A 23,517-nucleotide genomic window follows, 5' to 3' on the forward strand; every position below is an offset into this window, starting at 1 on the left:
GATAGTGCCATCCGTGGGAGAACAGGAAGATCGCGCGGCCGAACGCCAGCGCACTGTGGACGTCTATGACTTCCGCAGGCCCACAACCCTGCCCCGCCAGCACAGCCGTGTCCTGGAAGTGGCTTTCGAAACGTTCGCCCGGCAATGGGGCACCCAGCTCACGGCCAAGGTCCGGCTGAAATCCACGGCAACGCTGGAACAGTTGAGCATGCAGAGCTACGACGAGTACTCCGCTTCCTTGCCGTCCGTGACCTCCATGGTGCTGTGCCGGATCGAGGACAGCGACTCCCGCCTGGTGATCCAGTTTCCGGCAACGGCGGCCTTGTCCTGGTTGAGCCGCATGCTGGGTGGCTCCGCGGACACGACCGTGCCCGAACGGAAGTTCACGCAAATCGAGCACGCCCTCGTCTCCCGCATGGTGGAGGAGGTCCTTGAGGACCTGAAGTACTCCCTGGGCAATCTCTTGACGCAGTCCGTGACCATGGACGGCATCCAGTACAACTCCCAGTTCGCCCAAGCGGCCGCGCCGTCCGAGTTGATGATCGTTGCCGGCTTCAGCGTGAACGTCGGCGAGACCCAGTGCGCCGCCACCCTTGCCATCCCCGCCGACGTCCTCCTCACCAAGCTGGGCGACGTGAACCCCACCGTCCACAGCGTGGACAACGAGTCGTTGGTCCGGACCCAGCTCGCCCAGGTTCCAGTCGACGTCGCCATCCAGTTGACCCCCGCACAGGTGACTCCCGCGCAGATCCTGGAACTCGCCGTCGGCGATGTCCTGCCGCTTCCGCACCTGGAAAACCGGCCGTTCGACGTCACCATCAACGGCACCCGCCTGGCCACCGCCGCAGCCGCCAGGCACGGCTCACGCGCCGCCGCCGTCATTGTCACAACCGAGGAGCACCAGCGATGAGCATCACCCTGACCCTGCAGGAAGCGGCAGCCGAGCGACTGGCCCAGCACCTGCCGGCCTCGTCGCTGCTGACGGTGGCGGGGATTGTCCCCGCCGAAGCTGCCGCCGCCTATGCCTCGCCTGCTGTCACGGCGACGTTCGTCGGCGCTTCCACGGCGGACTTTGCGTTGCTGCTGGTGGACAATTCCTTCCTGGCCGCTGCCGGAGGTGCGGTTGCGGGTGCACAGTTCTCTGCAGGCGACGTCCTGCGTCCCGCCTTGGAACAGGCCGCATCGGCGTTCGACGCCGGCGTGCTGGGGGAGTTGCGCGAGGCAGACGCCGCCGGGCTGCTGCAGGACCCCGCCACCGTGGTCTTTGAGTTGAGTGACGGGGGAGCCCCCTTCGGGTGGTTCGCCGTCCGCGTGCGGGATAACGACGCCGGTCCCTCCCGCGGCGCGCAGGACGCCGATGTCTCTGCCCGCCTGGGCCTCATCAGCAACGTGGAAATGGCCCTGACCGTGGAGATCGGCCGGACGCGAATGTCCGTGCGTGACGCCCTGGCGCTTGAGCCGGGGAAGGTGATTGAGCTTGACCGTTCGGCCGGCGCTCCGGCGGATGTCCTGCTCAACGGACGGCTGATCGCGCACGGCGAAGTTGTGGTGGTGGACCAGGACTATGCTGTGCGCATCACCCGGATCCTGGACGGGGCAGAGGGAACGTTCTAGATGGATTCCTTCATCCTGGGACTTCGGGTGGTTGTTGCCCTCGGCGCCGTGCTTGCGGTGATCTGGCTGCTGCAGCGCCGCCTGGGCAAAGGCAAGGGCCGTCGCCGTGCCGATTCCACGCTGAGCGTCGTTAGCCGCCAAGCACTGGGGCAGAAGGCTTCCGTGGTGGTGGTGGACGCCGGAGACAAACGGTTCCTGCTGGGCGTCACCGAGCACAATGTCACGGTCCTGCACACCAGCGACGCTCCGGTGCTTGCTGCCGAGGTGGTGGAAGCCGCGCCGCAGAAGGTCATCGAGGAGCAAAGCTTCGCCCAATTGTTCCGGCAGGCGTCGGCGGAATCCGTACCCCGGACTGAGTTGGTCACGGGCCAGATTCCCGTGGTCCGGCGCCGGGCGGACCTGCACCGGCGGACACCGGCCCAGGCCCACCCGCTGCACGGTTCCATCCTTTCCGCTTCCACGTGGCGCCAGGCCTCCGATGCCTTCAGGGGACGCCGCAATTGATCCGTTCTGCTGGTTCCGGATTCCCGGTGCCACCTGCAACAGCCTTGCTGGCCGCGCCACCCCGCGCTGCGCGGCTGTGCTTCCTGGCGCTGTGGGCACTCCTGCTCACGGTGGCCTTGGTGTGGCTGGGCATGGCTGCGGCCCACGCTGCCCCCATTGATCCCACGGCCCCCACTCCACCCACCCCGCCGGCCACGCCGGAAGGCAGCGGTAACGTCAGCATCAACATCAACGGCCTGGACGGTGCACCTTCCTCGGCGGTGGTCACCCTCATTGGGATCACCTTGCTGTCCGTGGCTCCGGCCTTGCTGCTGATGATGACCTCGTTCACCAAGATCTTCGTGGTGCTGGCCATGACCCGTAACGCCCTCTCGCTCCCGGCCATTCCGCCCAACCAGGTCCTCGCAGGCCTGGCCCTCTTCCTCTCCTTGTTCGTCATGTGGCCGGTGGTGTCTGACATCAATACGGTGGCGGTCCAGCCCTACTTGAACGGAGGACTGGACTTCAACGGAGCAATGTCCGCGGGGTGGACGCCGTTGCAGCACTTCATGCTGGCCCACACCCGGGAGGAGGACATTGCCCTCATGACCCGGGCGGCCAACATGGCGAACCCGGCCAACCCCGAAGCGGTCCCGCTGCAGACGCTGGTTCCGGCCTTCATGATTTCCGAACTCCGGGCCGCGTTCATCATCGGCTTCGTGATCTTCATTCCGTTTTTGGTGATCGACCTTGTGGTCTCGGCGGCGCTGATGTCCATGGGCATGATGATGCTTCCTCCGGTGATGATCTCGCTGCCCTTCAAGATCCTGCTGTTCGTGCTGGTTGACGGTTGGGGCTTGGTGATCACGTCCCTGATCCAGAGTTATGCGAGCGGCTGATGGATACCAACGCCGTCCTGGACATTTGCCTCCAGGCCATGATCGTGGCCGCCAAACTGGCCGCGCCCACGCTGGTCACCGCCCTGGTGGTTGGCCTGGCCATTTCGCTCCTGCAATCCATCACCCAGTTGCAGGAAGCCACGCTTTCCTTCGTCCCGAAGGCCGTTGCCGTGGCCATCGCTTTGGTGGTGTGCGGCCACTGGATGATCTCGGAAATGGTCACGTTCACCAACGAACTCTTCGCGCGCATCCCCGGACTGATCGGTGGCGCGTGAGGTGGACATCCCCATCAACCAGGAGTGGATCCAGGTCCTGCTGCTGGCCTCGGTCCGCATGACAGCCTTCCTGGTGGTGGCTCCGCCCTTCGCCCACCACGCGATTCCTGCCCGGATCAAGGCCATGCTCGGCATCGGCCTGGGCCTGGCTGTCTCGCAGCGCCTCTCCACCGACGCCGTCCCCAGGGACACCGCGGGTTTCATCACGGCAGTGGTCTTGGAACTGGTTACCGGCCTGGTCCTCGGGTTCCTGGTGATGGCCGTGTTCGCCGCCATCCAATCCGCGGGCAGCCTGATCGACCTTTTCAGCGGTTTCCAGATGGCGCAGGCCTTCGACCCCCAGATGATGGTCAACGGCGCCCAGTTCACGCGTTTGCTTCAGATGGCCGCCCTTGCGTTGCTCTTCGCCTCGGACGGCTACCAGTTGGTCATCGGCGGCCTCACGGGCAGCTTCAACGCGCTCCCGCTGGCCGGTGGCATCGACCTCAGCAAACCGGTGGACGCCATGGTGGGGGCAATCACCGGGATGTTCATCTCCGCGGTCCAGATCGCGGGTCCGCTGCTGGTGGTCCTGGTGCTGGCCGACGTCGGACTCGGTCTCCTCACGCGCGTGGCGCCGGCATTGAATGCCTTCTCGCTCGGGTTCCCGCTGAAGATCTTCATCACGCTGGCCTTGGCGGGCTTTCTGTTCCTGGCGTTGCCTCGGCTGGTCGCGAGTTTGGCCGAGTTGGCCGCACGGACCGTGCTGGGGGTGGGTTAGTGGCGGATTCGCAGGAGAAAACCGAACAAGCCACGGACAAACGCATGCGGGAGGTCCGGCAGAAGGGCCAACTCTCCAGGTCGCAGGACCTCATGGCCTGGCTTGCGGTAGGCGGCGCTGCTGCGATGCTTCCGGCCACCATCGACCATGCGTCGAATGCCGCGGTGGACCAACTGTTCACGGTCAAGGGCGTCATGGCTGATCCCGACCCCGCCAAGGCCATTGCCGCACTGGAGGCCGGGCTGGGTTCCCTCGGCGGAATCCTCGGCCCGCTGCTCCTGGTGGTTACTGTGGTGGTCCTGGCCGGCTCCGCGCTGCAGGGCGGAATCCGTTTCAAGAAGTTCCGCCCCGAGTTCGAGCATTTCAACCTGCTCGCCGGCTTCAAGCGCATGTTCGGTGCGCAGGCACTATGGGGAGGTGTCAAAGCGTTGCTGAAGACCGCCGTCGTGGGTCTTGTCCTGTACACCGTGATCCAGGGGCTGATGCCCGTGCTCCTGACCGCGGGCGGACTGCCCGTGGCGGGTGTGCTCGCGGCGGCCGCAGGCGGGATCGGTGCGCTCATCCAGTTCGCCGTGGTGGCCGGTCTCATCCTGGCCGCGGCCGACATTGTCGTGGTGATGCGCCGCAACCGGAAGAAGACCCGGATGTCCAAGAAGGAAATCCAGGACGAGAACAAAAACACCGACGGCGACCCCCTGGTCAAGTCGCACCGGCGTTCACGCCAATTGAGCATGAGCCGCAACCGCATGATCGCCTCGATCGCGGACGCCGACGTCGTGCTGGTGAACCCGACGCACGTGGCAGTTGCGTTGAAGTACGACGCCGGTAAATCGGCGCCTCGCGTCGTGGCGAAGGGGGCCGGGGTCATTGCTGCCCGCATCAGGGAGGAAGCCGAGAGCAAGGGCGTGCCCATGGTGCAGGACATCCCCTTGGCACGTGCCCTGCATTCGGCCTGTGACCTGGGACAGGAGATCCCCGTGGAGCTGTACCGTTCCGTGGCCGCGGTCCTGGCCTTCGTGATGTCGCTCAAGAACCGCGGGACATCACGCGGAATCCATCGCATGAAGGAAGGTTTGCTGGCATGAACAACAAGTTCGCACGGCTTTCAGTGCCGGTAGGGATCGTGGCCATCGTGCTGCTGTTGGTGGTTCCGCTGCCTGCGCCCTTGCTCGATTTCCTGATCGTATGCAACATCCTACTGGCCCTCCTGATCCTGCTGACCAGCATGTTCGTGAAGAAGCCGTTGGACTTCTCCGTGTTCCCGTCCCTGTTGCTCGTGGCGACCCTGTTCCGCCTGGGCCTGAACGTGGCCTCCACCAGGCTGGTCCTGGGGCAGGGGTTCGCCGGACAGGTCATCGAGGCCTTCGGCAAGGTGACGGTTGGCGGTTCGTTGATCATCGGGGCCGTGGTGTTCCTGATTCTGGTGGTCATCCAGTTCGTTGTGGTCACCAAGGGTGCCGAACGTGTGGCCGAAGTGGGCGCCCGCTTCACCCTCGATGCCATGCCCGGCAAGCAGATGGCCATCGACGCCGACCTCAATGCCGGACTCATCACGGACGCCGAAGCCCGGAAGCGCCGCGCCGAGGTTTCCGCCGAGGCCGATTTCTACGGCGCCATGGACGGTGCATCCAAGTTCGTCAAGGGCGACGCCATCGCGGGCATCATCATTATCATCATCAACTTCGTGGGCGGCATCGCGATCGGCGTGCTGCAGCGCGGCCAGGACGCTGTGGATGCCCTGAACACCTACGGTCTCCTGACCATGGGTGACGGCCTGGTCACCCAGATCCCCGCTCTGCTCATGGCGGTCTCCACGGGCATGATCGTCACCCGGTCCAACGCCGAGGAGGACATGGGCCGTACGGCGTCCTCGCAGCTGATGCAGTCGCCCAATGCATTGCTGATCGCGGGCCTTGCCGCGGCGAGCATGGCGGTCATTCCGGGCATGCCCATCCTGCCGTTCCTGCTGGTCGGTGCCCTCTTGGTGATCGCATCGCGGCGCGTGGCCGCCCAGCAGAAAGCAGCAGCGGCAGCGCAGGAAGCAGACAACGCTGCTGTGGCAGCCGAGGAAGACCCCAACGAGCGGCTCATGGAAGACATGCGCGTCCACCCCGTAGAGATCCTCCTGGCACCCGACCTCGTGGACATCGTCTCCGGAGCCTCCGACGACCTCCTCGCGAGGGTCCGGTCCCTGCGCCACAAGATCGCCATGGAACTGGGTCTCGTGGTCCCACCCGTCCGGACGCGCGACGCCATGGACCTGCCACCCTCCACCTACGCCATCCGCATCGCCGGGGTCGAGGCCGGAAGGGGAGTGGCGCCGTCGGGCAAGCTCCTGGCCTTGGGCGAATTCCTGGACGCCCTCCCCGGGACGGCTACCGTGGAGCCGGTCTTCGGGTTGAACGGCAAATGGGTTCCCACCGAGATGCGGCACAGCGCCGAAATGACCGGTGCCACAGTCATCGATCGCGTGTCCGTGCTGGTCACGCATCTGTCCTCCATTATCAGTGCCAATGCCGCGCGGCTCCTTACCCGGGAGGATGTCCGCGTGCTCACCGAGGGGGTCCGCAAGCAAAGCCCGTCGGCCGTGGAGGAACTGACACCCGCGCTGCTCTCGCTCGCCGAAATCCAGCGGGTCCTGGAGGGCCTCCTGGACGAGCAGGTTCCCATCAACGATCTCCCTCGAATCTACGAAGCCCTGGCGCTGCGGGCCAAGGCATCCACCGATCCCGAGGCGCTGATCGAGTCGGCGCGCCACGCTTTGGGTCCCGTGCTGGCCACCAAGTACCTGGAAGGCTCTGTCCTTAACGTGATCATGATCGATCCTCTGCTGGAGCAGTCCATGTTGGAGGACATGCGCCCGGCGGAGGGCGGCACCCAGATCGTGATGGGCCAGGCCAAACTCGATGCCGTCCTGTCCTCCCTCAAGTCCGCAGTGGAGGGCGCCGCCGCCACCGGACGGCAGGCGGTCCTCGTCTGCGCTCCCGCCTTGCGTCCCGCGATCCGCCGCCTTGTAGGAGCTCCCGACGGCGGTGTCCCCGTCCTCTCGTACCGGGAAGTGACGTCTGCCAATATCAGGATCGAAACCGTGGGGGTGGTCCGCTTTGCAGAAGCGCTTCAAGCTTAGGGGCGCCTCGCTCGAAGCCATCCGCGAGAAGGCCCTGCAGCAGTACGGGCCCGGTGCGCGGATCGTCGCCGCCGAAAAAGTTACGAATCCGGGCATTGTTGGGCTCTTTGCCGCTGCCCGCTTCGAGGCCACGGTGGAGGTGGGGGAGGCGCCTGCGGATTCGGCTGCTGTGCTTCGGTCGGCCTCGGTGCCTCTGCCTGTCGCCGTGCCTGGGTCGACCGTCGCGCCTGGGCCGGCTGCGGCGTCTGGGTCGGCTGCTGCGCCTCTGCCTGCCGCCGGACCGGCCGATGCCCATGCGCTCCACGGTCCGGCCATCGCCGCGTTGCTTGAGCGTGCCGACGCCGCCGAACTCGAACTCCATAAGCCGGCGCCGGTTTCCACGGCATCCCCGGACTTCGCGGGCCTCCTGGAACAACTCGGCAAGGAGCTCGAGGCGGCTCCCGTAGTCCCGGCTGCGCCTGCCGCGCTTCCGTCTGCCGTGCCCTCTCCTGCGGTGCCCGCGGGCGCCGGGGGCGTCCTGCCGCCGTCGGACGCTCCGTCCGCCCCGGTGCCGCAGCCGCTCACCGGCGACGGCAACCTCATTGTCCTCCTGGGCCTGGGCGACGACGCTGTGGGGCCCGCGCTGGAGATGTCCATTGCCGCCGGCGGCTCCGATGTCCGGACAGCCGGCGAATTGAGCGCGTTCGGCCACCTGCACGTGCAGGGACGGCAAAGCGCGACGGCGGCCCGCGCCCAGGCGGTACTGACCGGCCAGAGCGTTGTGGTGGCTTTCGGGCTGGGCCGCGTGGGCGACGTACCCACGCAGGCTGCCCACATCGCGAGCCTGTCCGCCGACCAGCTCTGGGTGGTGGTCGATGCCAGGCGCAAGGCCGAGGACACCAGGGCCTGGGTTCAGGGGCTCCAGTCATTGCTTGCTGCCCCATCAACACTTCCTGCCGACGCGGCCGGGATTTCGGCGCTGGCCGTCATCGGAGCATCGGAAACCGCCACGCCCGAAACCGTGGACGCCCTGGGCATCCCCGTGGGCTGGGTGGACGGCAAGCCCGCGAGCACGCCCGTCCTTGGAAAGGTACATTGAAGTCATGTTGGTACTGACGCGCAAGCCGGGCGAGAAGATCATGATCGGTGAGGACATTGTCATCACCGTCATGGAGGGCCGTGGCGACGGCGTGCGGATCGGAATCGAGGCACCCCGCGGCGTCTCCATCCAACGCAGCGAAGTGGTGGAGGCGATCGCTGCCGCCAACCTCGCCGCAACCCAGGCCGGTCCCGACGCCGAAGCGCTCCTGGCCAACCTCCGCCCCCCAACCCCCACCCAAGACTGACCCTCTCTCACCGAGTCGCCCGTTTCCCCGGACGCTCTCTCATGGAGTCGCCGGTTTTCCCGGACGCTCTCTCATGGAGTCGCCGGTTTTTCCGGATCCTCTCTCACGAAGCTTCAATTCAGGCCGAGGAAATCCCGCAAAGACCGAAGCGAGGTGCCCTTCACAGCGTCCAAAGCACGCTGGATGTTGGCTTGGGGGGCCAGGACCGAAAGGTCATCGGCGTCGGCGGCGTTGGCGGTAGGGCCCCTCAGCAATGCCGAAATATTGTCCTTGGCCGCTGCGTCAATCGACGACAACAGCGTAATCATGGCCTGAAGATGCTCGTCCAAGAGCTCTGCCCAAACTCCCGAGGGCGCAATTTCCATCAGAGCCGGCAAAGTTGATTTATCAGGTGCCTTCCATTCGGCGGCCGCTGACGAGGCTTCGACACTCCGGGCCAGTGATTCAAAACGAAGCTTTTCGAGCACTTTTTCCAGTTCGGCCGCAGTGATGTTGAGGCGATGCCAACTCCCGGCGCGAAGGTGCAGAAGCTGGGTTTCAAGCAGGAAAAGCAGGAAATCCAGTTGTCTTCGTTCCCGCCAAAGCGTCGCTGACAGCTCATCCGCCCCCACGGTGCCCCCATCTCTTTTAACCCGTGGAAACAACGTTTCAGCAGGGTTTTGAATTTGTTGTGTCGAGCGTACACGCAGAGTCGTTTTCAGGTGATATGTTCTCTGAACACGTACCTGAAACGAAGTCCCTCATCGTCGCCGTGATTGGTCTCTAGGCGCCGACCGGAATTTGCGGTCAAAGGTTATGGCAACTCAATAATCCGGTCTCATGGGGGGACTTAAATTTGAATCGCGAACAGCGCAACGAGCTGGTGTTGCAGCACCTTCCGCTCGTTGGTTACCTGGTCTCTGACCTTTGTGCGCGCGCATCTCATTTGTCGCGCGATGATTTTGCTTCCGTAGGCTCCCTGGCGCTCATTACTTCGGCTGATTCATTTGACCCGGACCTTGGTGTTCCCTTCGGGGCATTCGCACGTCGTCGAATCATCGGGGCGTTCGCTGACGAGATGCGCGCGGGGGACTGGGCCACCCGCTCCGCCCGCAAGCGGATCAAGGAGACCCTGGCAATCCAGGAGACGCTCACCGGTGTTTTGGGTCGCGGCCCCAGCGTTGCCGAGATGGCATCGGCGTTGGGCGTGGAGCGGAGCTACGTTGAGGCGGCACTGGCAGATGCCGCCCGCACCTTGACGTCGCTGGACGAGGTAGTGGTGGACACGGTTGCGTCAGTGACGCCGTCCCCGGAGAACTCCGTCTTGGCCGACGAACGCATCAAGTACCTTCGCGCGGCCGTGGATGCCTTGCCGGAGAAGATGCGCTTTGTCATCCAGGAGATTTACCTTTCCGGCCGCTCCGTCAAGGAACTCGCGGAGGAACTGGGGTCCACCCACGCAGCTGTGTCCCAGCAGCGCGCCGAGGGCATCCGCCTCATGCGTGATGGCCTGGCCGCGCACTACGCCGACAACCCGGACCGGGCTTTCGAGCCGGAGTCCCGTATCACCGCTCGACGCCGGAACGACTATCTCTCGGCGTTGGCGACCGCCACCACCGGTGGCATCACGCGGACCCTGGGCCTCGGCCCGACGCTCAACCAGGCAGTCTGAACGCCAACAGCCCGGGCCGCTGGTGCGGCCCGGGCTGCTTCGTCCGGGACTCCGTGTGAATCCCTGTGAATCTTGTGAATCCTGGGGGCAGACCCACCTACTGCGCCTTCGGTACCTGGCGAAGTACGACGGCGGCGAGCACTGCCGCTCCTGCCATGAGTACCAGCCCAATCGCCGCAGTGATGTGGACACCCGATTCGAAGGCAACCCGGGCGGCCTCTGTCAACGCTTCCGACAGGGGCGCCGGGAGTGCCGAGGCGGCGTCAACCGCTCCGGCCAGCGTCTCCCCGGACTTGCCCGCAGCCTCCGAAGATACGCCGTCTGGAATGACGAGGTTGTGCTGGTAAGAGGCCGTGAGGATGGACCCGAGCACGGCCGTGCCCAGCAGGGATCCGAGTTCGTACCCGGTTTCCGAGATGGCCGAGGCCGCCCCTGACTTGTCGGCCGGCACGGAGGCCAGGATGAGGTCGTTGGAGATGGTTTCCGCGGCCCCCACACCAACGGCCAGCACGGTCAATGCGGAGAGCAGGAACACGGGACCGGTTCCGTGGTCGCCGGCCATCGCCACGAAATAGCCCACGGCGCTGAGCGTCAGCCCACCGGCTACCACGAATCCCGGGCGGATCCGCTTCACCAGCGGGACCACCAGGAGACCGGCCACCACTGTTGCCAGAAGCGCTGGAATCATGGCGATTCCGGCTTCCATGGGTGACTGCCCTTCGATCAATTGCAGGTGCTGGGCGAAGAAGTAGATGAAGCCAGTCATGGAGAACAAGGACAACACGTTGGCCACAATGGCCGTGCTGAACACCTTGTTGTGGAACAAGCGGACGTCCAGCATGGGGCTGGAGAGTTGCTGCTGCCTGCGCACAAACAACACGCCCATCACCAAGCCGAACGCCATGAAGGCAGCCGCGGATGCTCCGAATCCATGCACGGCGAGTTCTTTGATCCCGTAGACAAAGGGCGCCATGGTGAGCACGGACAGGACGATGCTGGGTACGTCCACGCGGCCCGGGTTGGCATCCTTGGACTCAGGGATGAGCACCCGGCCGAAGGCGAGCAGCGGCAGGAGGAGGAAGGCCGCCACGAGGAACACGGCGCCCCACCAGAAGTGCTCCACGAGCCAGCCACCGAAGATCGGGCCGAGCGCGGCGCCGCCGGAGAAACCGGCAGCCCAGACGGCAATAGCAAGCCGGCGACGGTTGGGGTCGGTGAAGATGTTCCGGATCAGGGACAGAGTGGAGGGCATCAGCATGGCGCCGAAGACACCAAGTGCGGCGCGACCGGCAATCAGCCACTCCGCGGAAGGCGCGAACGCCGTGGCAGCCGAAACCGCCGCGAAGCCTGTGCTGCCGATCAGGAGCAGCCGCCGTCGTCCGATCCGGTCGCCGAAGTTGCCCATGGACACCAGCAGTGCGGCCAGTACCAGCGGGTAGGCGTCCACGATCCAGAGGAGCTGGATGCCGCCGACTTCCAGTGAGCGGGCGATTTCCGGCAGGGCGAAGGTGAGCGCGGTGTTGTCGACGGCCACCAGGAGCACCGGGAACATCAGCAGTGCCAGGGCCGTCCAGTCGCGCCACGGTGCGGTCTTGCCCGGAACCGGGCGCACGGAGGAACGGGGAGCGTGGGTTGAGGACGGCGAGAACATGACCTTTACTGTACCGTCCAGACGGTACAGTTTCAAATAGAACAAGACCACGCTTTAGGGAATGATGGATCCATGCCGCGAAAACCAATAGCCCGGGACGCCGTCCTGGACGCCTTTGAAGCACTCCTGATCGAAGTGGGGGAGCGTGCTGCCACCCTCGACGCCGTGGCCAAGCGCGCAGGCGTCTCAAAGGGCGGCTTGCTCTATCACTTCCCCAACAAGGAGTCGCTCATCAGTGCCCTCCTGGAGCGCCTGGATGACTTGGCCAAGGAAGATACCGAACAGATGCAGGCGGCGCCCGACGGCGCAGCGGCCTACTTCATCCGCTCCTCGCTCTGGGCCGGAACGCCCATGGACCGGGCGTTCGTTGCGGCAACCAGGTTGGCCGAGGTGGCCCACGAGGAGACTCGCCGCCGGTTCGCGGCCATTCAACAGCGCTGGCTTGACGTCCTTGCCGACGACGTTGGCCCGGAGGTTGCCAAGGCGGTCAGCTACATGGGAGACGGCCTCTATTTCAACGCGATGTTCGAAGGCGGGCAGGAAGCCGGCGGCGCCGGGCGGGAGGCCGACGTCGAGGTCCTCCTCGCGGTCCTGGACCGCCTGCGGAAGTAGCGGACCTTCCATTTGCCGCCGCGCTGCGGGCATAGGACAATTAACAACTGTGGTGTGCCTTCCTTGGCACGCCGCCTACAACTGCATAAAGCCTTTGATCTGCGGCGGGAGAGTCCTGCAGTACGAGATGCAGGCGCCGTAGGAGCAAATCCTCCCCAGGAATCTCTCAGGCCCATGCACCGCCGCGGATAGGCAACTCTGGAAAGCAGCAGGCAGTCCGGCCGGATTGTTGTGCTCACCGACGGTGCAAGCGGGTGGCTGTGCGGACAGCAACCCGCGGAAACTCTCAGGTCCAATACAGAGCGGGGAGGAACCCGAGCCACTGCGGCGTACCCAAACGCCGCCCAAGTAATGGAGTTCCTTCGTGACGGTTAGTTCAGCCTCCACCACCTTCGTCGACCGGCATATCGGTGCCCGCCGCCAGGCCGACATTGACACCATGCTCAAGTCTGTCGGTTACGACTCCGTGGATTCCCTCGTGGACACCGCGGTTCCCAACGACATCCGCCAGGACATTGCCCTGACCCTGCAGAACGCCCTTTCGGAGGTGGAGGTCCTCGCGGAACTGCGCAAGCTCGCCTCCAAGAACAAGACGGCCGTCCAGATGATCGGCCAGGGCTATTTCGACACCGTTACACCGCCGGTGATCCGCCGCAACATCCTCGAATCCCCGGCTTGGTACACGGCCTACACCCCATACCAGCCGGAAATTTCCCAGGGTCGCCTCGAAGCGCTGCTGAACTTCCAGACCATGGTCCAGGACCTCGTCGGCCTCCCGATCGCCAACGCCTCGCTGCTGGACGAAGCCACCGCCGTGGCCGAAGCCGTGCTGATGATGCGCCGCGCCAACAAGAACAAGGCGGCCCAGGATGGCAAGACCGTCCTGGACGCCGACTGCCTTCCGCAGACCATCGCGATCGTCAAGGGCCGCGCTGAAGCGCTTGGCTTTGACGTTGAGGTTGCGGACCTCGCCAACGGCCTCCCGGAAGGCGTCATCAACGGCGTCGTCCTGCAGCAGCCTGGCGTTTCGGGCCGGGTCTTTGACCACTCCGCCGTGATCGCCGAGGCCAAAGAGCGGGGCGCCCTGGTCACCGTCGCTGCAGACCTTCTCTCCCTCACCCTCATCACCCCTCCGGGCGAGCAGGGCGCCGACATCGCCGTCGGCTCCGCCCAGCGCTTGGGCGTCCCGCTGTTCTTCGGCGGCCCGCACGCCGCCTACATGGCCGTTCAGAAGGGCCTCGAGCGTTCCATGCCCGGCCGCCTGGTGGGCGTTTCGAAGGACGACGCCGGTGTTCCCGCCTACCGCTTGGCGCTGCAGACACGTGAGCAGCACATCCGCCGCGAAAAGGCCACGTCCAACATCTGCACCGCCCAGGCACTCCTGGCGATCGTCGCCTCGATGTACGCGGTCTACCACGGCCCCGAAGGCCTGAAGGCGATCGCCGAGACCGCACACCACCACGCCCGCACCCTTGCCGCCTCGCTGAAGGCTGCCGGTGTCGAGGTCCTGCACGGGTCCTTCTTCGACACCATCACGGTCCGTGTCCCGGGTCGCGCTGCCTCGCTTGTGGCTGCCGCCGAAGAGCGCGGCATTAACCTGCGCGGCATCGACGCTGACACGGTCGGCATTTCTGTGGACGAAACAACGACGACGGCGGTCGTCGCCGACGTCGCAGCCGTCTTCGGCGCTTCGGTCGCCGAAGACGTGGAAGGCTTCGCGCTGGAGGCTTCCGTTGAACGCTCCAGCGAATACCTGCAGCACCCCGTGTTCAACACGCACCGCTCCGAAACCCAGCTCCTGCGCTACATCCGCAAGCTCTCCGACCGCGACCTCGCGCTGGACCGCACCATGATCCCGCTGGGTTCGTGCACCATGAAGCTCAACGCCACGGCTGAGATGGAAGCCATTTCCTGGCCGGAGTTCGCCTCGATCCACCCGTTCGCCCCGGATTCCCAGACCGCCGGCTGGCGTGAACTGATCACCGATCTTGAAGCCCAGCTGACCGAGATCACCGGCTACGACCAGGTCTCCATCCAGCCCAACGCTGGTTCCCAGGGCGAGCTGGCCGGCCTCCTCGCGATCCGCGGCTACCACCACTCCCGCGGTGACCAGCAGCGCAATGTCTGCCTGATCCCGGCTTCTGCCCACGGCACCAACGCAGCCTCGGCCGTGCTCGCAGGAATGAAGGTTGTGGTGGTGGCTACCGCCTCGGATGGCACGATCGATCACGATGACCTCAAGGCCAAGATCGAAGCCAACCGGGACGTGCTCTCGGCCATCATGATCACCTACCCGTCCACCCACGGTGTCTACGACGCCGATGTGCGCGAGGTGTGCGACGCGATCCACGAAGCCGGCGGCCAGGTGTACATCGACGGCGCCAACCTCAACGCGCTCGTTGGGCTGGCCCAGCCGGGCAAGTTCGGCGGAGACGTGTCCCACCTGAACCTGCACAAGACCTTCTGCATCCCGCACGGCGGCGGCGGACCCGGTGTTGGCCCGGTCGCAGCCAAGGCACACCTGGCGCCGTTCATGCCGGGCGACGCCACGTCCTGGACCGAAGGCAACGACGTTCCGATCTCGGCATCCCGCTTTGGCTCCGCTGGCGTGCTGCCCATTTCCTGGGCCTACGTGAAGCTCATGGGCGGCCAGGGACTCACCGAAGCCACCAAGTCCGCCTTGTTGGCCGCGAACTACATCGCTTCCCGCCTCAACGAGCACTTCCCGGTTCTCTACACCGGTGAAGGCGGACTTGTAGCGCACGAGTGCATCCTGGACCTCCGCGAGCTGACGGCGAAGACCGGCGTCACGGCTGAGGATGTGGCCAAGCGCCTCATCGACTTCGGCTTCCACGCACCCACGTTGGCCTTCCCTGTTGCGGGCACGCTCATGGTGGAGCCCACCGAGTCCGAGGACCTCGTGGAGATCGACCGCTTCATTGAAGCCATGATCACCATCCGGGCCGAGATCGAGCAGGTTGCTGCCGGGGACTTCTCCGTGCAGGATTCCCCGCTCCGCCGCGCACCCCACACGGCAGCCGCCGTCGTGAGCTCCGACTGGGACCGTGCATACCCGCGTGAGCAGGCCGCCTTCCCGGTCCACCACCTCAAGCAGGACAAGTACTTCCCGCCCGTCGGCCGGATTGACGGTGCTGCGGGTGACCGCAACCTGGTGTGCTCCTGCCCGCCGATCGAAGACTTCGAGAACTAAGGACTGGTCATGACTGGGAAATACACGGCCCTCTACGAAGAGCACAAGAAGCTCGGCGCCTCCTTCACCGACTTCGGTGGCTGGCAGATGCCGCTCAAGTACACCTCAGAACTGGCTGAGCACCACGCCGTGCGGAAGTCCGCCGGCCTGTTCGACCTCTCCCACATGGGCGAAGTCTGGGTTACTGGTCCGGACGCGGGCGCCTTCCTGGACTACGCGCTGGTGGGCAAGCTGTCCGCGATTGCCGACGGTAAGGCCAAGTACTCGCTGATCTGCCAGGAAGACGGCGGAATCATCGACGACCTCATTGTCTACCGCCGCGGTCCCGAAAAGTTCCTGGTGGTACCCAATGCCGGAAACGCTCCCGTTGTTGCTGCCGCGCTCCTGGTGCGTGCGGCCGGGTTCGACGTCGTGGTTGAGGACGCCTCCTCTGAGACCTCCCTCATCGCGGTTCAGGGACCCCTCGCCGAAGCCGTCCTCCTGCGACTGGTCCCGGCGGAGCAGCACGCGCTCGTCACGGAACTGAAGTACTACGCCGCGGTTGACGTGACCTTCCTGGTAGCCGGCAGCGGCCAGGACCTGCTCCTGGCCCGTACCGGATACACCGGCGAAGACGGCTTCGAGATCTTTGTGCCCAACGAATCTGCCGCAGCCCTGTGGCAGGCCATTTCCGCGGTTGCCGAAGAGGGCGAGTTGGTTCCAGCAGGCCTCGCTTCCCGTGACTCACTGCGCCTCGAAGCAGGCATGCCCCTCTACGGCAACGAACTCTCCCGTGAAGGCAACCCCTTTGCCGCTGGGCTTGGACCCGTGGTGGCACTGTCCAAGGAAGGCGACTTTGTTGGTAAGGAAGCCCTCGCTGCTTTGAAAGCATCCGGCGCCGGGGTCTCCACTGGTCGCAAGCTCGTTGGCCTCAAAGGCCTCGGACGCCGTGCCGGCCGTTCGCACTACCCGGTCCTGAAAGACGGCGTGGTCGTGGGCGAAGTAACCTCCGGCCAGCCAAGCCCGACGCTCGGGTACCCCGTGGTTCTTGCCTACGTCGACGTGGCCCTTGCTGAGCCGGGGACTGCCCTGGATGTGGACCTCCGCGGCAAGGCTGAGCCGTTCGAAGTGGTCGCACTGCCGTTCTACAAGCGCCAGAAGTAAGCCGTTTGCTGTCCGACGGGTCGCCTTTGGCCCGTCGGCTCCGGCATCCTCCGCGGGCTCGGTCGCCTAGGCGCCCGCTGGGCGGACGCGAGGCTCCCTTGGACGCCCGCTTCCGGATACCGGACCCGAAGGGGCCCGTTCCTGATCACCGCGCCCCGGCCACAGATTTGTCCATACAACGTTAGGAAACAGAATGCCCAAAGTAGCGCCTGAACTTCAGTACTCCGACGAGCACGAGTGGGTTTTGCGTGGGGAGGGGAACTCGGTATCTGTTGGCATCTCCGAGGTTGCCACCGATGCGCTCGGTGACATCGTGTACGTCGACCTGCCCGAGGTCGGTTCGACGGTGACTGCAGGCGAGACCTGTGGCGAAGTCGAGTCCACCAAGTCCGTCTCGGACCTGTACTCTCCGGTCACCGGCGAGGTCACGGAGATCAACGACGCCGTAGTGTCCGATCCCGCCCTCATCAACAACGACCCCTACGGCGAAGGCTGGCTCTTCAAGGTCGCCGCCGAGTCCGACGGCCCGCTGCTCTCGGCACAGGAATACGCCTCCAAGAACGGTGGGGACCTGGCGTAGTTCCCCGTCTGACCCAATGGGTCCGGCATTCTCCGCGTGATTGGTCGTGTTGGCCCGCTGGGTTCGGCATTCTCCGCGTGCTCGGTCGCGTAAACGCCCGCTGAGCGGACGTGACGCTCCCTTGGACGCACGCTTCCGGATGCCGAACCCATAGGGGCCATCTATGGTCGTGTCGTCCCGCCGATTCGTGGGCTTGCTGCGGGGTGTGCCGTGCGAACGGCATGTTTGGCAGCGATGCCCCGATGGGTTCGGCATCCTCCGCGTGCTCGGTCGCGAAAACGCCCGCTGAGCGGACGTGACCCTCCCTTGGACGCACGCTTCCGGACGCCGAACGCATAGGGGCCACCCATGATCGTGTCGTCCCGCCGATTCGTGGGCTTGCTGCGGAGGGTGCCGTGCGAACGGCATGTTTGGCAGCGATGCCCCGTATCGGGTCGAGGCCCTTCCGGCCGCATTGCGCCACGTGAACCCGTGCAGCCGGGGCCGCAGAAGGATGCCAGACTCAGCGCGCCACCACGCGCCTACTGGCGTAGCGTGGACTGTAATAACTGAATGAACTTGCGACGCCGGGTTGCCGCCTGAGGGGGCCACCCGGCGTCGTGCTTCGGTCGCCTGCCGTCACGAGCGGAGGAGGCCATCCGGCAGGACCATCTGCCGGACCGTTTTCAAGCTGTCAAAGGGATCCCGGCCATGGCTGTTGGTGTTTTCGATTTGTTCTCTGTGGGTATTGGTCCGTCGAGTTCGCATACGGTGGGTCCGATGCGTGCTGGGGCGGTGTTTGCCCGGGAGTTGGTTGAGTCGGGTGTGTTGTCTGCTGTGGCGGGGTTGCGGGTTGATTTGTATGGTTCGTTGGCGGCGACGGGTAAGGGGCACGGGACGTTCACGGCGGTGTTGCTGGGGTTGGAGGGGTTCGAGCCGGAATTGATTCTGCCTGATGAGGTGGAGGAGCGGTTGGCGGCGATCGCGGAGACCGGTGTGTTGAACCTGGCCGGTGCTGTTGGCGGCTCCGGCGCCGGCGACGGCGTCCGTTTGCCGTATGCCGTGGAGGACATGGTGCTCCATCCGTTGACGGTGTTGCCCCGGCATACGAACGGGATGCGGTTCGCGGTGACCGATGCCGAGGGGAATGTCCTCAAGGAAGTGACGTTTTTCTCGGTGGGCGGCGGGTTCATTGTGCGTGAGGGCGAGGAGGACTCGGCTCAGGCGGAGTTGGAGGAGTCCAAGGCTGAGTTGCCGTTGCCGTTCCGGACGGCGGCGGAGTTGTTGGGCCGGTGCCAGTCCAAGGGGTTGGGGATCAGTGACATCATGCTGATCAACGAACGCGCGTCCCGGACGGAAGAGGAGATCCGGGAGGGTTTGTTGCATATCTGGTCGGTGATGGAGGCCTGTGTCGAAACCAGTTTGAAGCGTGAGGGTGTGTTGCCTGGCGGGTTGAGGGTCCGCCGTCGTGCTCCTGACTGGCTGGAGCGGCTCCTGAAGGAGGACAAGGACCGGAACGATCCGAAGTATTGGCAGGAGTGGGTGAACCTGATCGCGTTGGCGGTCAATGAGGAGAACGCTTCCGGTGGGCGGGTGGTGACGGCGCCGACGAATGGTGCGGCGGGCATTATTCCGGCGGTGTTGTATTACACGTTGCATTACGCCCCGGGCATGGACCAGGCGACGCAGCAGGACCGTGATGATGTGGTGGTCAGGTTCTTGTTGGCTGCAGGTGCGGTGGGTGTGTTGTATAAGGAGCAGGCGTCGATTTCCGGTGCTGAGGTGGGGTGCCAGGGTGAGGTGGGGTCGGCGTCGTCGATGGCTGCTGCGGGGTTGGCTGAGGTGATGGGTGGTTCTCCGGGGCAGGTGGAGAACGCGGCGGAGATCGCGATGGAACATAACCTGGGGTTGACGTGTGATCCGATTGGCGGGTTGGTGCAGATTCCGTGTATTGAGCGGAACGCGATCGCGGCGGCGAAGGCGATCAACGCGGCGAAGATGGCCTTGTGGGGGGATGGGACGCACCGGGTGTCGTTGGATGAAGTGATCGTCACGATGCGTGAGACGGGCAAGGACATGTCCCATAAGTACAAGGAAACCGCGATGGGCGGCCTGGCCGTCAACGTCGTCGAATGCTGAGTCTGTTCGCTGTCAGTCCCTAGTGCCATGCTGTATCCATGAGCGGGGGATATGACCGGGATTTCTTGCGGGCACGCCTTGAGCTGCCCAGTCCGTCGGCGACGACGATTCTGTTGGACTACACGCATTTCTCCGTGCGATTCCGGACGGCCCGGAAACTCGCGGCGATCGTGGGGGTCAACATCAGCGGCAGTGAACTGAACCCGTTGGCACGTGAAGGCACCTGGCATTTCGATGAGCGGGTTCCGAAGGAACAGCAAGCAGGCCCGGACGTCTACAAGAACAACGCCTTTGACAGAGGCCATTTGGTCCGGCGCCTGGATCCCGTGTGGGGTGACCAAGCGACAGCCAAGAAGGCCAACCAGGACACGTTTTCCTTCACGAATGCCGCGCCGCAAGTGGACGACTTTAACCAAGGCAAGGAACTCTGGGTAGGACTGGAGGACCACGTCCTGGAACACGCGGATACTTTTGACGCCAAGCTCAGCGTGTTCACGGGCCCGGTACTGCTCGACGACGATCCTCCGTACCGGGGCGTGCAGGTGCCCAGGAAATTCTGGAAGATTGCCGCTTGGACCAATGACGCCAAGCTGGGCGCAGCGGGGTTCATCCTGGACCAGTCACCGTTGTTGGGAAAGGTGGAGTTGAAGAAGGCCATCACCGAGCGGCTCCTCGAGGGCGAACCTCCGCCCCTCGGACCCTTCAGGACGTTCCAGGTTCCTATCGGGGAAATCGCAGACCTCACCGGGCTCAGCCTTAGCCGCCTGACGAACGCCGACCGTCTGGCCAGGGGCCAACGCGAGCTGGGCAAAGCGCCGAAAGCAATAAAACTGGAGAGCATGGAGCAGATCAAGCTCTGAGGCGGTGTTTCTAAATATCGATCAGGAGGTCGTACTTCAGGTATATCCTCAATTCCCCGTTGTGATCTGCGGCGACTCCGGTGCAGGTCTTTCTTAGGGTCCAAAGGTTTAGTGGGCCACACTGTTCCGTGCTGATTCCCATATCGGCCGCGAGCGATGGTGCAGTCTGAGGGGGTTTGACGTCGATGACCATTTCACGCCAGCAACCACCTGAGCCGCAGCCCAGGGTTATTTCCCTGACCTGGCTGGGGCCGGGAACGGCCCTGAACCCTTCATCCGGGGGAACGTCACTTTCACCGGTGAGCACCCAAAGAATGGATCCTGCCCATGCGATCAGCACGGCCACAAGGGCAACAAGCACAACCGATCCAGTGCGCTTGTAATTGCCGTTGGTAGCCGGTCCCCGAGTTCCGGGCCTGGCCAGACCTTTGACGATCCTGTCCTTGTTGTCCGCGCTGTGCATTCGTTTCCCCCTGAACGTCAATAGTCCCGTAACCATCACACGAATTCACCGCCAAAACTTAATTCCCCCAGTACAAGTGGTGCACCACCAAGACTCAGGCCTCCGGCAGCGCGGCAGGCGGAATCGGGCGATTTACCCATGCCCGATAGACTGGATCCTGCATGTCCGCATGCACCCCGCATTTTGAACACCGCTTTGAACACTGCACTGAACCCTGAGATTGGACACGGCCACCTTGCGAGAATTTACCGCCCGCTTTGCCACCGCCGAGGAAATCGATAACTGGGACAAGCACGTCACGGCCAACCCGATCGGCGGCAACATGCTGCAGTCGGATGCCTACGCCGCGGTCAAGGACGGCAACGGTTGGCTGGTCCGGAGGCTCGTCATCGAGACTGCCGAGTACTCCAGCTACAACCTGCTGCTGGAGAAGAAGTTCCCGGTGCTGGGCCGGCTTTGGTACCTCATCAAGGGACCGGACGCTGCCGCAGTCGAAGACATCAAACCTATGCTCACTGCCGTTGCCAGGCTGGCCCACGAACAGAAGATGAACGTCTTCACCATCAAGATCGAACCGGACATTATCGAGTCCGAGGAAAGCAAGCGGCAACTCAAAGCAGCAGGCCTCGTCAAGGCCCCCAACATCCAGTCCAACGACTCCACAGCGATCCTGGACACCAGCAAGCCGAGCAACGAGGTCCTCCGCAGCATCTCCTCCCGGGCTCGAAATGCGGTACGGCGGGCTGAGCGCGAAGGCTGTGAAGTCCGCCAGGAGGAAGCCGGCGAACAAAGCTACAAGAAGCTCTACGCCCTCATGCAGAACACGGTGAACGCCAAGGGCGCGATGCCGTTGCGGAGCTACGACTACTACGCAAAGTTCTGGAACGAATTCAGCAGCCGCGGCCAAGGCCACTTCTTCTTCGTCTACGAGGACGGCCAGCCCAGCGTGGGCGCGTTCGTGATCAACTACGGGTCGAAGGCCACGTACAAGGACGGCGGTTCCACCCAGAACCGGAAGCAGTACGGCGATTCGCACCTGACCCAGTGGGCCGCGATCCAGCGCATGCAGGAACTTGGCTGCGTTGAGTACGATTTCTGCGGCACTCCAAGTGCGGCAAGGATCAAGGACAAAACCCACCCCTTGTACGGCATGGGTCTGTTCAAAACGAGCTTCACCAAGACAGTCACGGATTTCGTCGGCTGCTACGACCTCGTCCTCATCCCGCTACGGTACAAGCTCTGGCTCAAGGGTGGAGAGAAGGTCTTCCGTCGGCTGGAAACCATGCGTACCGGCGGCCAGTTCTACTAAAGAACACCACCAGACAAAAAGGCCCGCCCCGGCCACCAACGGGTGCTATCCAACTAGATGAGGTATTTTCTTTGACTCCGATTGAGGCTGGAACCGACATGGAACTTGTGATTCTCAGTGACGCTGATTTCGAGACCTTCGCCAAGGGACACCCCCAAAGCAGCTTCATCCAATCCATGGACCTCACGCGCTTCCAGCGTGCCCGTGGGCAGGAGGTGGAACTTTTCGGCATTAACCGCGGCGGCAGCCTCATTGCTGCCGGAAAGCTGGTCTACACTTCCAACCGCCTTGGCTACAAGGTGGCGGAGTGCGCCAAGGGACCACTGATGGACTACAGCGACGCCGCCGCGGTGAGGCCCGTCGTCGAGCTCTTGAAGAAGCACGCTGCTTCGAAGAAAGCAGCGGAGCTGCGCATTTCCCCGAACGTGAAGTACATCGCCCGGGACGAAGACGGCGCCGAGCACCCGGAGGTCGAAGACAACCGGCCGCTCCTCAAGGAACTTGAGGGTCTCGGTTTCAAGCATCAGGGCTTCGACATGAACTTCGCGAACATCAACTGGATGTTCATCAAAACGCTCGACGGCGTGGCGGACTCCGAAGAGCTCATCATGGGCATGAACTATCGCACGCGCAAGGCTATCCGGAAGGCCGAGAAGAACGGCGTCTATCTGGAACAGGCCACGCTGGAGACGCTGGACGAGTTCTACAACGCCCTCAAGACCGCGGGCGATGAGAAGGGCTTCACGTACCGGGAACGCGAGTATTACGAGCAGCTCCTCCGCAACACCTCTGATGAGTTCACCAAGCTCATGATGGCCAAGATCAACATCCCCGAGTACCGCGCGTCCATCACGGAGCGACTCGAGGCTGAATCCAAGACGCTGGCGGACCTGAAGCGCGAGGTCGAGGAGACCGGCAGTAAGAAGAAAGCCAACCGGGTCAAGGTTGTCCAGGACCTCGTTGACAGCTACGAACGCAGCCTCAAGGACATCGAGCGTTTCCCGGATTCCGTTGGTGTGGCCACGGTCGCCGCGATCCACTTTGCGTGCTCGGGTGACGAGCTGACGTGCGTGATCGGCGGAACCGTCCAGGACTACATCTACTTCAACGGTGCGACGTCGCTCTATTGGGGCATGATGCTCCACGCTTTGAACAACGGGTATTCCCGGTACAACTTCTACGGCACGTTCGGCATCCAGGGCCAGGATGAGACCGGCCACGGCGGGTACGAGTTCAAGAAGGGTTTCGGCGGAGAGGTAGTCCAGTTGTTGGGAGACTTCGTGGCACCTGTCAGCCCCGTCAAGTACACCGCCTACCGCGCGGTCAGGAAGCTCGCAGGAGCCGCCCAGACGGTTTTGGGAAACTTGCGAAACCCCGGACAATTGCCGGTCATAGGAAAACTCCTCAAGAGGAACTAAGCCAAAGGAGGATCGCTG

At 64.0% G+C, this 23,517-nt stretch carries 22 protein-coding genes and 1 riboswitch; of the genes, 19 read left to right on the forward strand and 3 right to left on the reverse strand.

Annotated features, from left to right (window positions below):
- The first annotated feature begins 13 nt into the window (after window positions 1-13).
- The 10 genes from ACIQTZ_RS08310 to ACIQTZ_RS08355 all read left to right on the forward strand — a co-directional run bounded on the left by ACIQTZ_RS08310 (window position 14) and on the right by ACIQTZ_RS08355 (window position 8,483).
- Entirely contained in the window at window positions 14-910 is an 897-nt protein-coding gene (locus ACIQTZ_RS08310; RefSeq protein WP_400333962.1) for a flagellar motor switch protein FliM, read from the forward strand.
- Window positions 907-1,614 carry a flagellar motor switch protein FliN gene (gene fliN, locus ACIQTZ_RS08315; protein WP_402979394.1) on the forward strand — a complete coding sequence of 236 codons (708 nt, stop codon included), beginning with the start codon at window positions 907-909 and terminating at the stop codon, window positions 1,612-1,614. Before ACIQTZ_RS08310 ends, fliN begins: the two co-directional genes overlap by 4 nt.
- A complete protein-coding gene (gene fliO / locus ACIQTZ_RS08320; protein WP_400333967.1) occupies window positions 1,615-2,118 on the forward strand; it encodes a flagellar biosynthetic protein FliO in 504 nt (167 codons plus the stop codon). It abuts the gene before it with no gap.
- Between the two features lie 131 nt (window positions 2,119-2,249).
- Window positions 2,250-2,996: a flagellar type III secretion system pore protein FliP gene (gene fliP / locus ACIQTZ_RS08325; protein ID WP_402949284.1), complete on the forward strand. Its 747-nt coding sequence runs from the start codon at window positions 2,250-2,252 to the stop codon at window positions 2,994-2,996.
- Window positions 2,996-3,271 (forward strand): flagellar biosynthesis protein FliQ, encoded by a 276-nt coding sequence (gene fliQ / locus ACIQTZ_RS08330; protein ID WP_397323185.1) that lies wholly within the window; start codon window positions 2,996-2,998, stop codon window positions 3,269-3,271. The genes fliP and fliQ overlap by 1 nt, the downstream gene beginning before the upstream one ends.
- Window position 3,272: 1 nt before the next feature.
- Window positions 3,273-4,031, forward strand: a complete 759-nt coding sequence (locus tag ACIQTZ_RS08335; RefSeq protein ID WP_402979397.1) for a flagellar biosynthetic protein FliR — start codon at window positions 3,273-3,275, stop codon at window positions 4,029-4,031.
- On the forward strand, window positions 4,031-5,116 hold the full coding sequence (locus tag ACIQTZ_RS08340) for a flagellar biosynthesis protein FlhB (protein WP_402979400.1): 1,086 nt from the start codon (window positions 4,031-4,033) through the stop codon (window positions 5,114-5,116). Before ACIQTZ_RS08335 ends, ACIQTZ_RS08340 begins: the two co-directional genes overlap by 1 nt.
- Window positions 5,113-7,158 (forward strand): flagellar biosynthesis protein FlhA, encoded by a 2,046-nt coding sequence (locus ACIQTZ_RS08345; protein WP_402979403.1) that lies wholly within the window; start codon window positions 5,113-5,115, stop codon window positions 7,156-7,158. Before ACIQTZ_RS08340 ends, ACIQTZ_RS08345 begins: the two co-directional genes overlap by 4 nt.
- Window positions 7,136-8,236, forward strand: a complete 1,101-nt coding sequence (locus tag ACIQTZ_RS08350; RefSeq protein ID WP_402979406.1) for a hypothetical protein — start codon at window positions 7,136-7,138, stop codon at window positions 8,234-8,236. Before ACIQTZ_RS08345 ends, ACIQTZ_RS08350 begins: the two co-directional genes overlap by 23 nt.
- A gap of 4 nt (window positions 8,237-8,240) precedes the next feature.
- Window positions 8,241-8,483, forward strand: coding sequence for a carbon storage regulator (locus tag ACIQTZ_RS08355; RefSeq protein WP_400333978.1), 243 nt, complete (start codon window positions 8,241-8,243; stop codon window positions 8,481-8,483).
- A 113-nt stretch (window positions 8,484-8,596) separates the two neighbouring features.
- On the opposite strand, the gene ACIQTZ_RS08360 is transcribed toward ACIQTZ_RS08355, so the two are convergent.
- A complete protein-coding gene (locus ACIQTZ_RS08360; protein WP_402979409.1) occupies window positions 8,597-9,094 on the reverse strand; it encodes a flagellar protein FlgN in 498 nt (165 codons plus the stop codon).
- A 224-nt stretch (window positions 9,095-9,318) separates the two neighbouring features.
- On the opposite strand from ACIQTZ_RS08360, the gene ACIQTZ_RS08365 reads away from it, so the two are divergent.
- Window positions 9,319-10,134, forward strand: a complete 816-nt coding sequence (locus ACIQTZ_RS08365) for a sigma-70 family RNA polymerase sigma factor (protein ID WP_402979412.1) — start codon at window positions 9,319-9,321, stop codon at window positions 10,132-10,134.
- 97 nt (window positions 10,135-10,231) lie between these two features.
- On the opposite strand, the gene ACIQTZ_RS08370 is transcribed toward ACIQTZ_RS08365, so the two are convergent.
- Window positions 10,232-11,785, reverse strand: coding sequence for an MFS transporter (locus ACIQTZ_RS08370; protein WP_402949006.1), 1,554 nt, complete (start codon window positions 11,783-11,785; stop codon window positions 10,232-10,234).
- 72 nt (window positions 11,786-11,857) lie between these two features.
- Between ACIQTZ_RS08370 and ACIQTZ_RS08375 the strand changes: the two genes are divergently transcribed.
- The 6 genes from ACIQTZ_RS08375 (at window position 11,858) to ACIQTZ_RS08400 (ending at window position 20,309) form a co-directional block, all read left to right on the forward strand.
- Window positions 11,858-12,397, forward strand: a complete 540-nt coding sequence (locus ACIQTZ_RS08375) for a TetR/AcrR family transcriptional regulator (protein WP_402949004.1) — start codon at window positions 11,858-11,860, stop codon at window positions 12,395-12,397.
- Between the two features lie 95 nt (window positions 12,398-12,492).
- Window positions 12,493-12,589, forward strand: a riboswitch (glycine riboswitch).
- 172 nt (window positions 12,590-12,761) lie between these two features.
- Window positions 12,762-15,608 carry an aminomethyl-transferring glycine dehydrogenase gene (gene gcvP / locus ACIQTZ_RS08380; RefSeq protein WP_402979415.1) on the forward strand — a complete coding sequence of 949 codons (2,847 nt, stop codon included), beginning with the start codon at window positions 12,762-12,764 and terminating at the stop codon, window positions 15,606-15,608.
- A gap of 9 nt (window positions 15,609-15,617) precedes the next feature.
- Window positions 15,618-16,751 carry a glycine cleavage system aminomethyltransferase GcvT gene (gene gcvT / locus ACIQTZ_RS08385; RefSeq protein WP_402979418.1) on the forward strand — a complete coding sequence of 378 codons (1,134 nt, stop codon included), beginning with the start codon at window positions 15,618-15,620 and terminating at the stop codon, window positions 16,749-16,751.
- 193 nt (window positions 16,752-16,944) lie between these two features.
- The gene (gene gcvH, locus ACIQTZ_RS08390; protein ID WP_402979421.1) at window positions 16,945-17,331 is read left to right on the forward strand and encodes a glycine cleavage system protein GcvH; all 387 of its coding nucleotides are present in this window, start codon (window positions 16,945-16,947) and stop codon (window positions 17,329-17,331) included.
- A 690-nt stretch (window positions 17,332-18,021) separates the two neighbouring features.
- Complete coding sequence (locus tag ACIQTZ_RS08395) at window positions 18,022-19,449, forward strand: L-serine ammonia-lyase (RefSeq protein ID WP_402979424.1); 1,428 nt, start codon at window positions 18,022-18,024, stop codon at window positions 19,447-19,449.
- Between the two features lie 38 nt (window positions 19,450-19,487).
- Window positions 19,488-20,309, forward strand: coding sequence for a DNA/RNA non-specific endonuclease (locus tag ACIQTZ_RS08400; RefSeq protein ID WP_402979427.1), 822 nt, complete (start codon window positions 19,488-19,490; stop codon window positions 20,307-20,309).
- Window positions 20,310-20,319: 10 nt separating this feature from the next.
- Here ACIQTZ_RS08400 and ACIQTZ_RS08405 read toward each other — a convergent pair whose 3' ends face one another.
- Complete coding sequence (locus ACIQTZ_RS08405) at window positions 20,320-20,772, reverse strand: hypothetical protein (protein ID WP_402979430.1); 453 nt, start codon at window positions 20,770-20,772, stop codon at window positions 20,320-20,322.
- Between the two features lie 220 nt (window positions 20,773-20,992).
- Here ACIQTZ_RS08405 and ACIQTZ_RS08410 point away from each other — a divergent pair, with 220 nt between their 5' ends.
- Both ACIQTZ_RS08410 and ACIQTZ_RS08415 read left to right on the forward strand, forming a co-directional pair.
- On the forward strand, window positions 20,993-22,081 hold the full coding sequence (locus tag ACIQTZ_RS08410; protein WP_402979433.1) for a lipid II:glycine glycyltransferase FemX: 1,089 nt from the start codon (window positions 20,993-20,995) through the stop codon (window positions 22,079-22,081).
- Between the two features lie 98 nt (window positions 22,082-22,179).
- Window positions 22,180-23,499, forward strand: coding sequence for a peptidoglycan bridge formation glycyltransferase FemA/FemB family protein (locus tag ACIQTZ_RS08415; protein ID WP_402979436.1), 1,320 nt, complete (start codon window positions 22,180-22,182; stop codon window positions 23,497-23,499).
- Window positions 23,500-23,517 lie beyond the last annotated feature (18 nt).

Source organism: Paenarthrobacter sp. NPDC090520 (genome assembly GCF_044769205.1).
Taxonomy (GTDB): domain Bacteria; phylum Actinomycetota; class Actinomycetes; order Actinomycetales; family Micrococcaceae; genus Arthrobacter.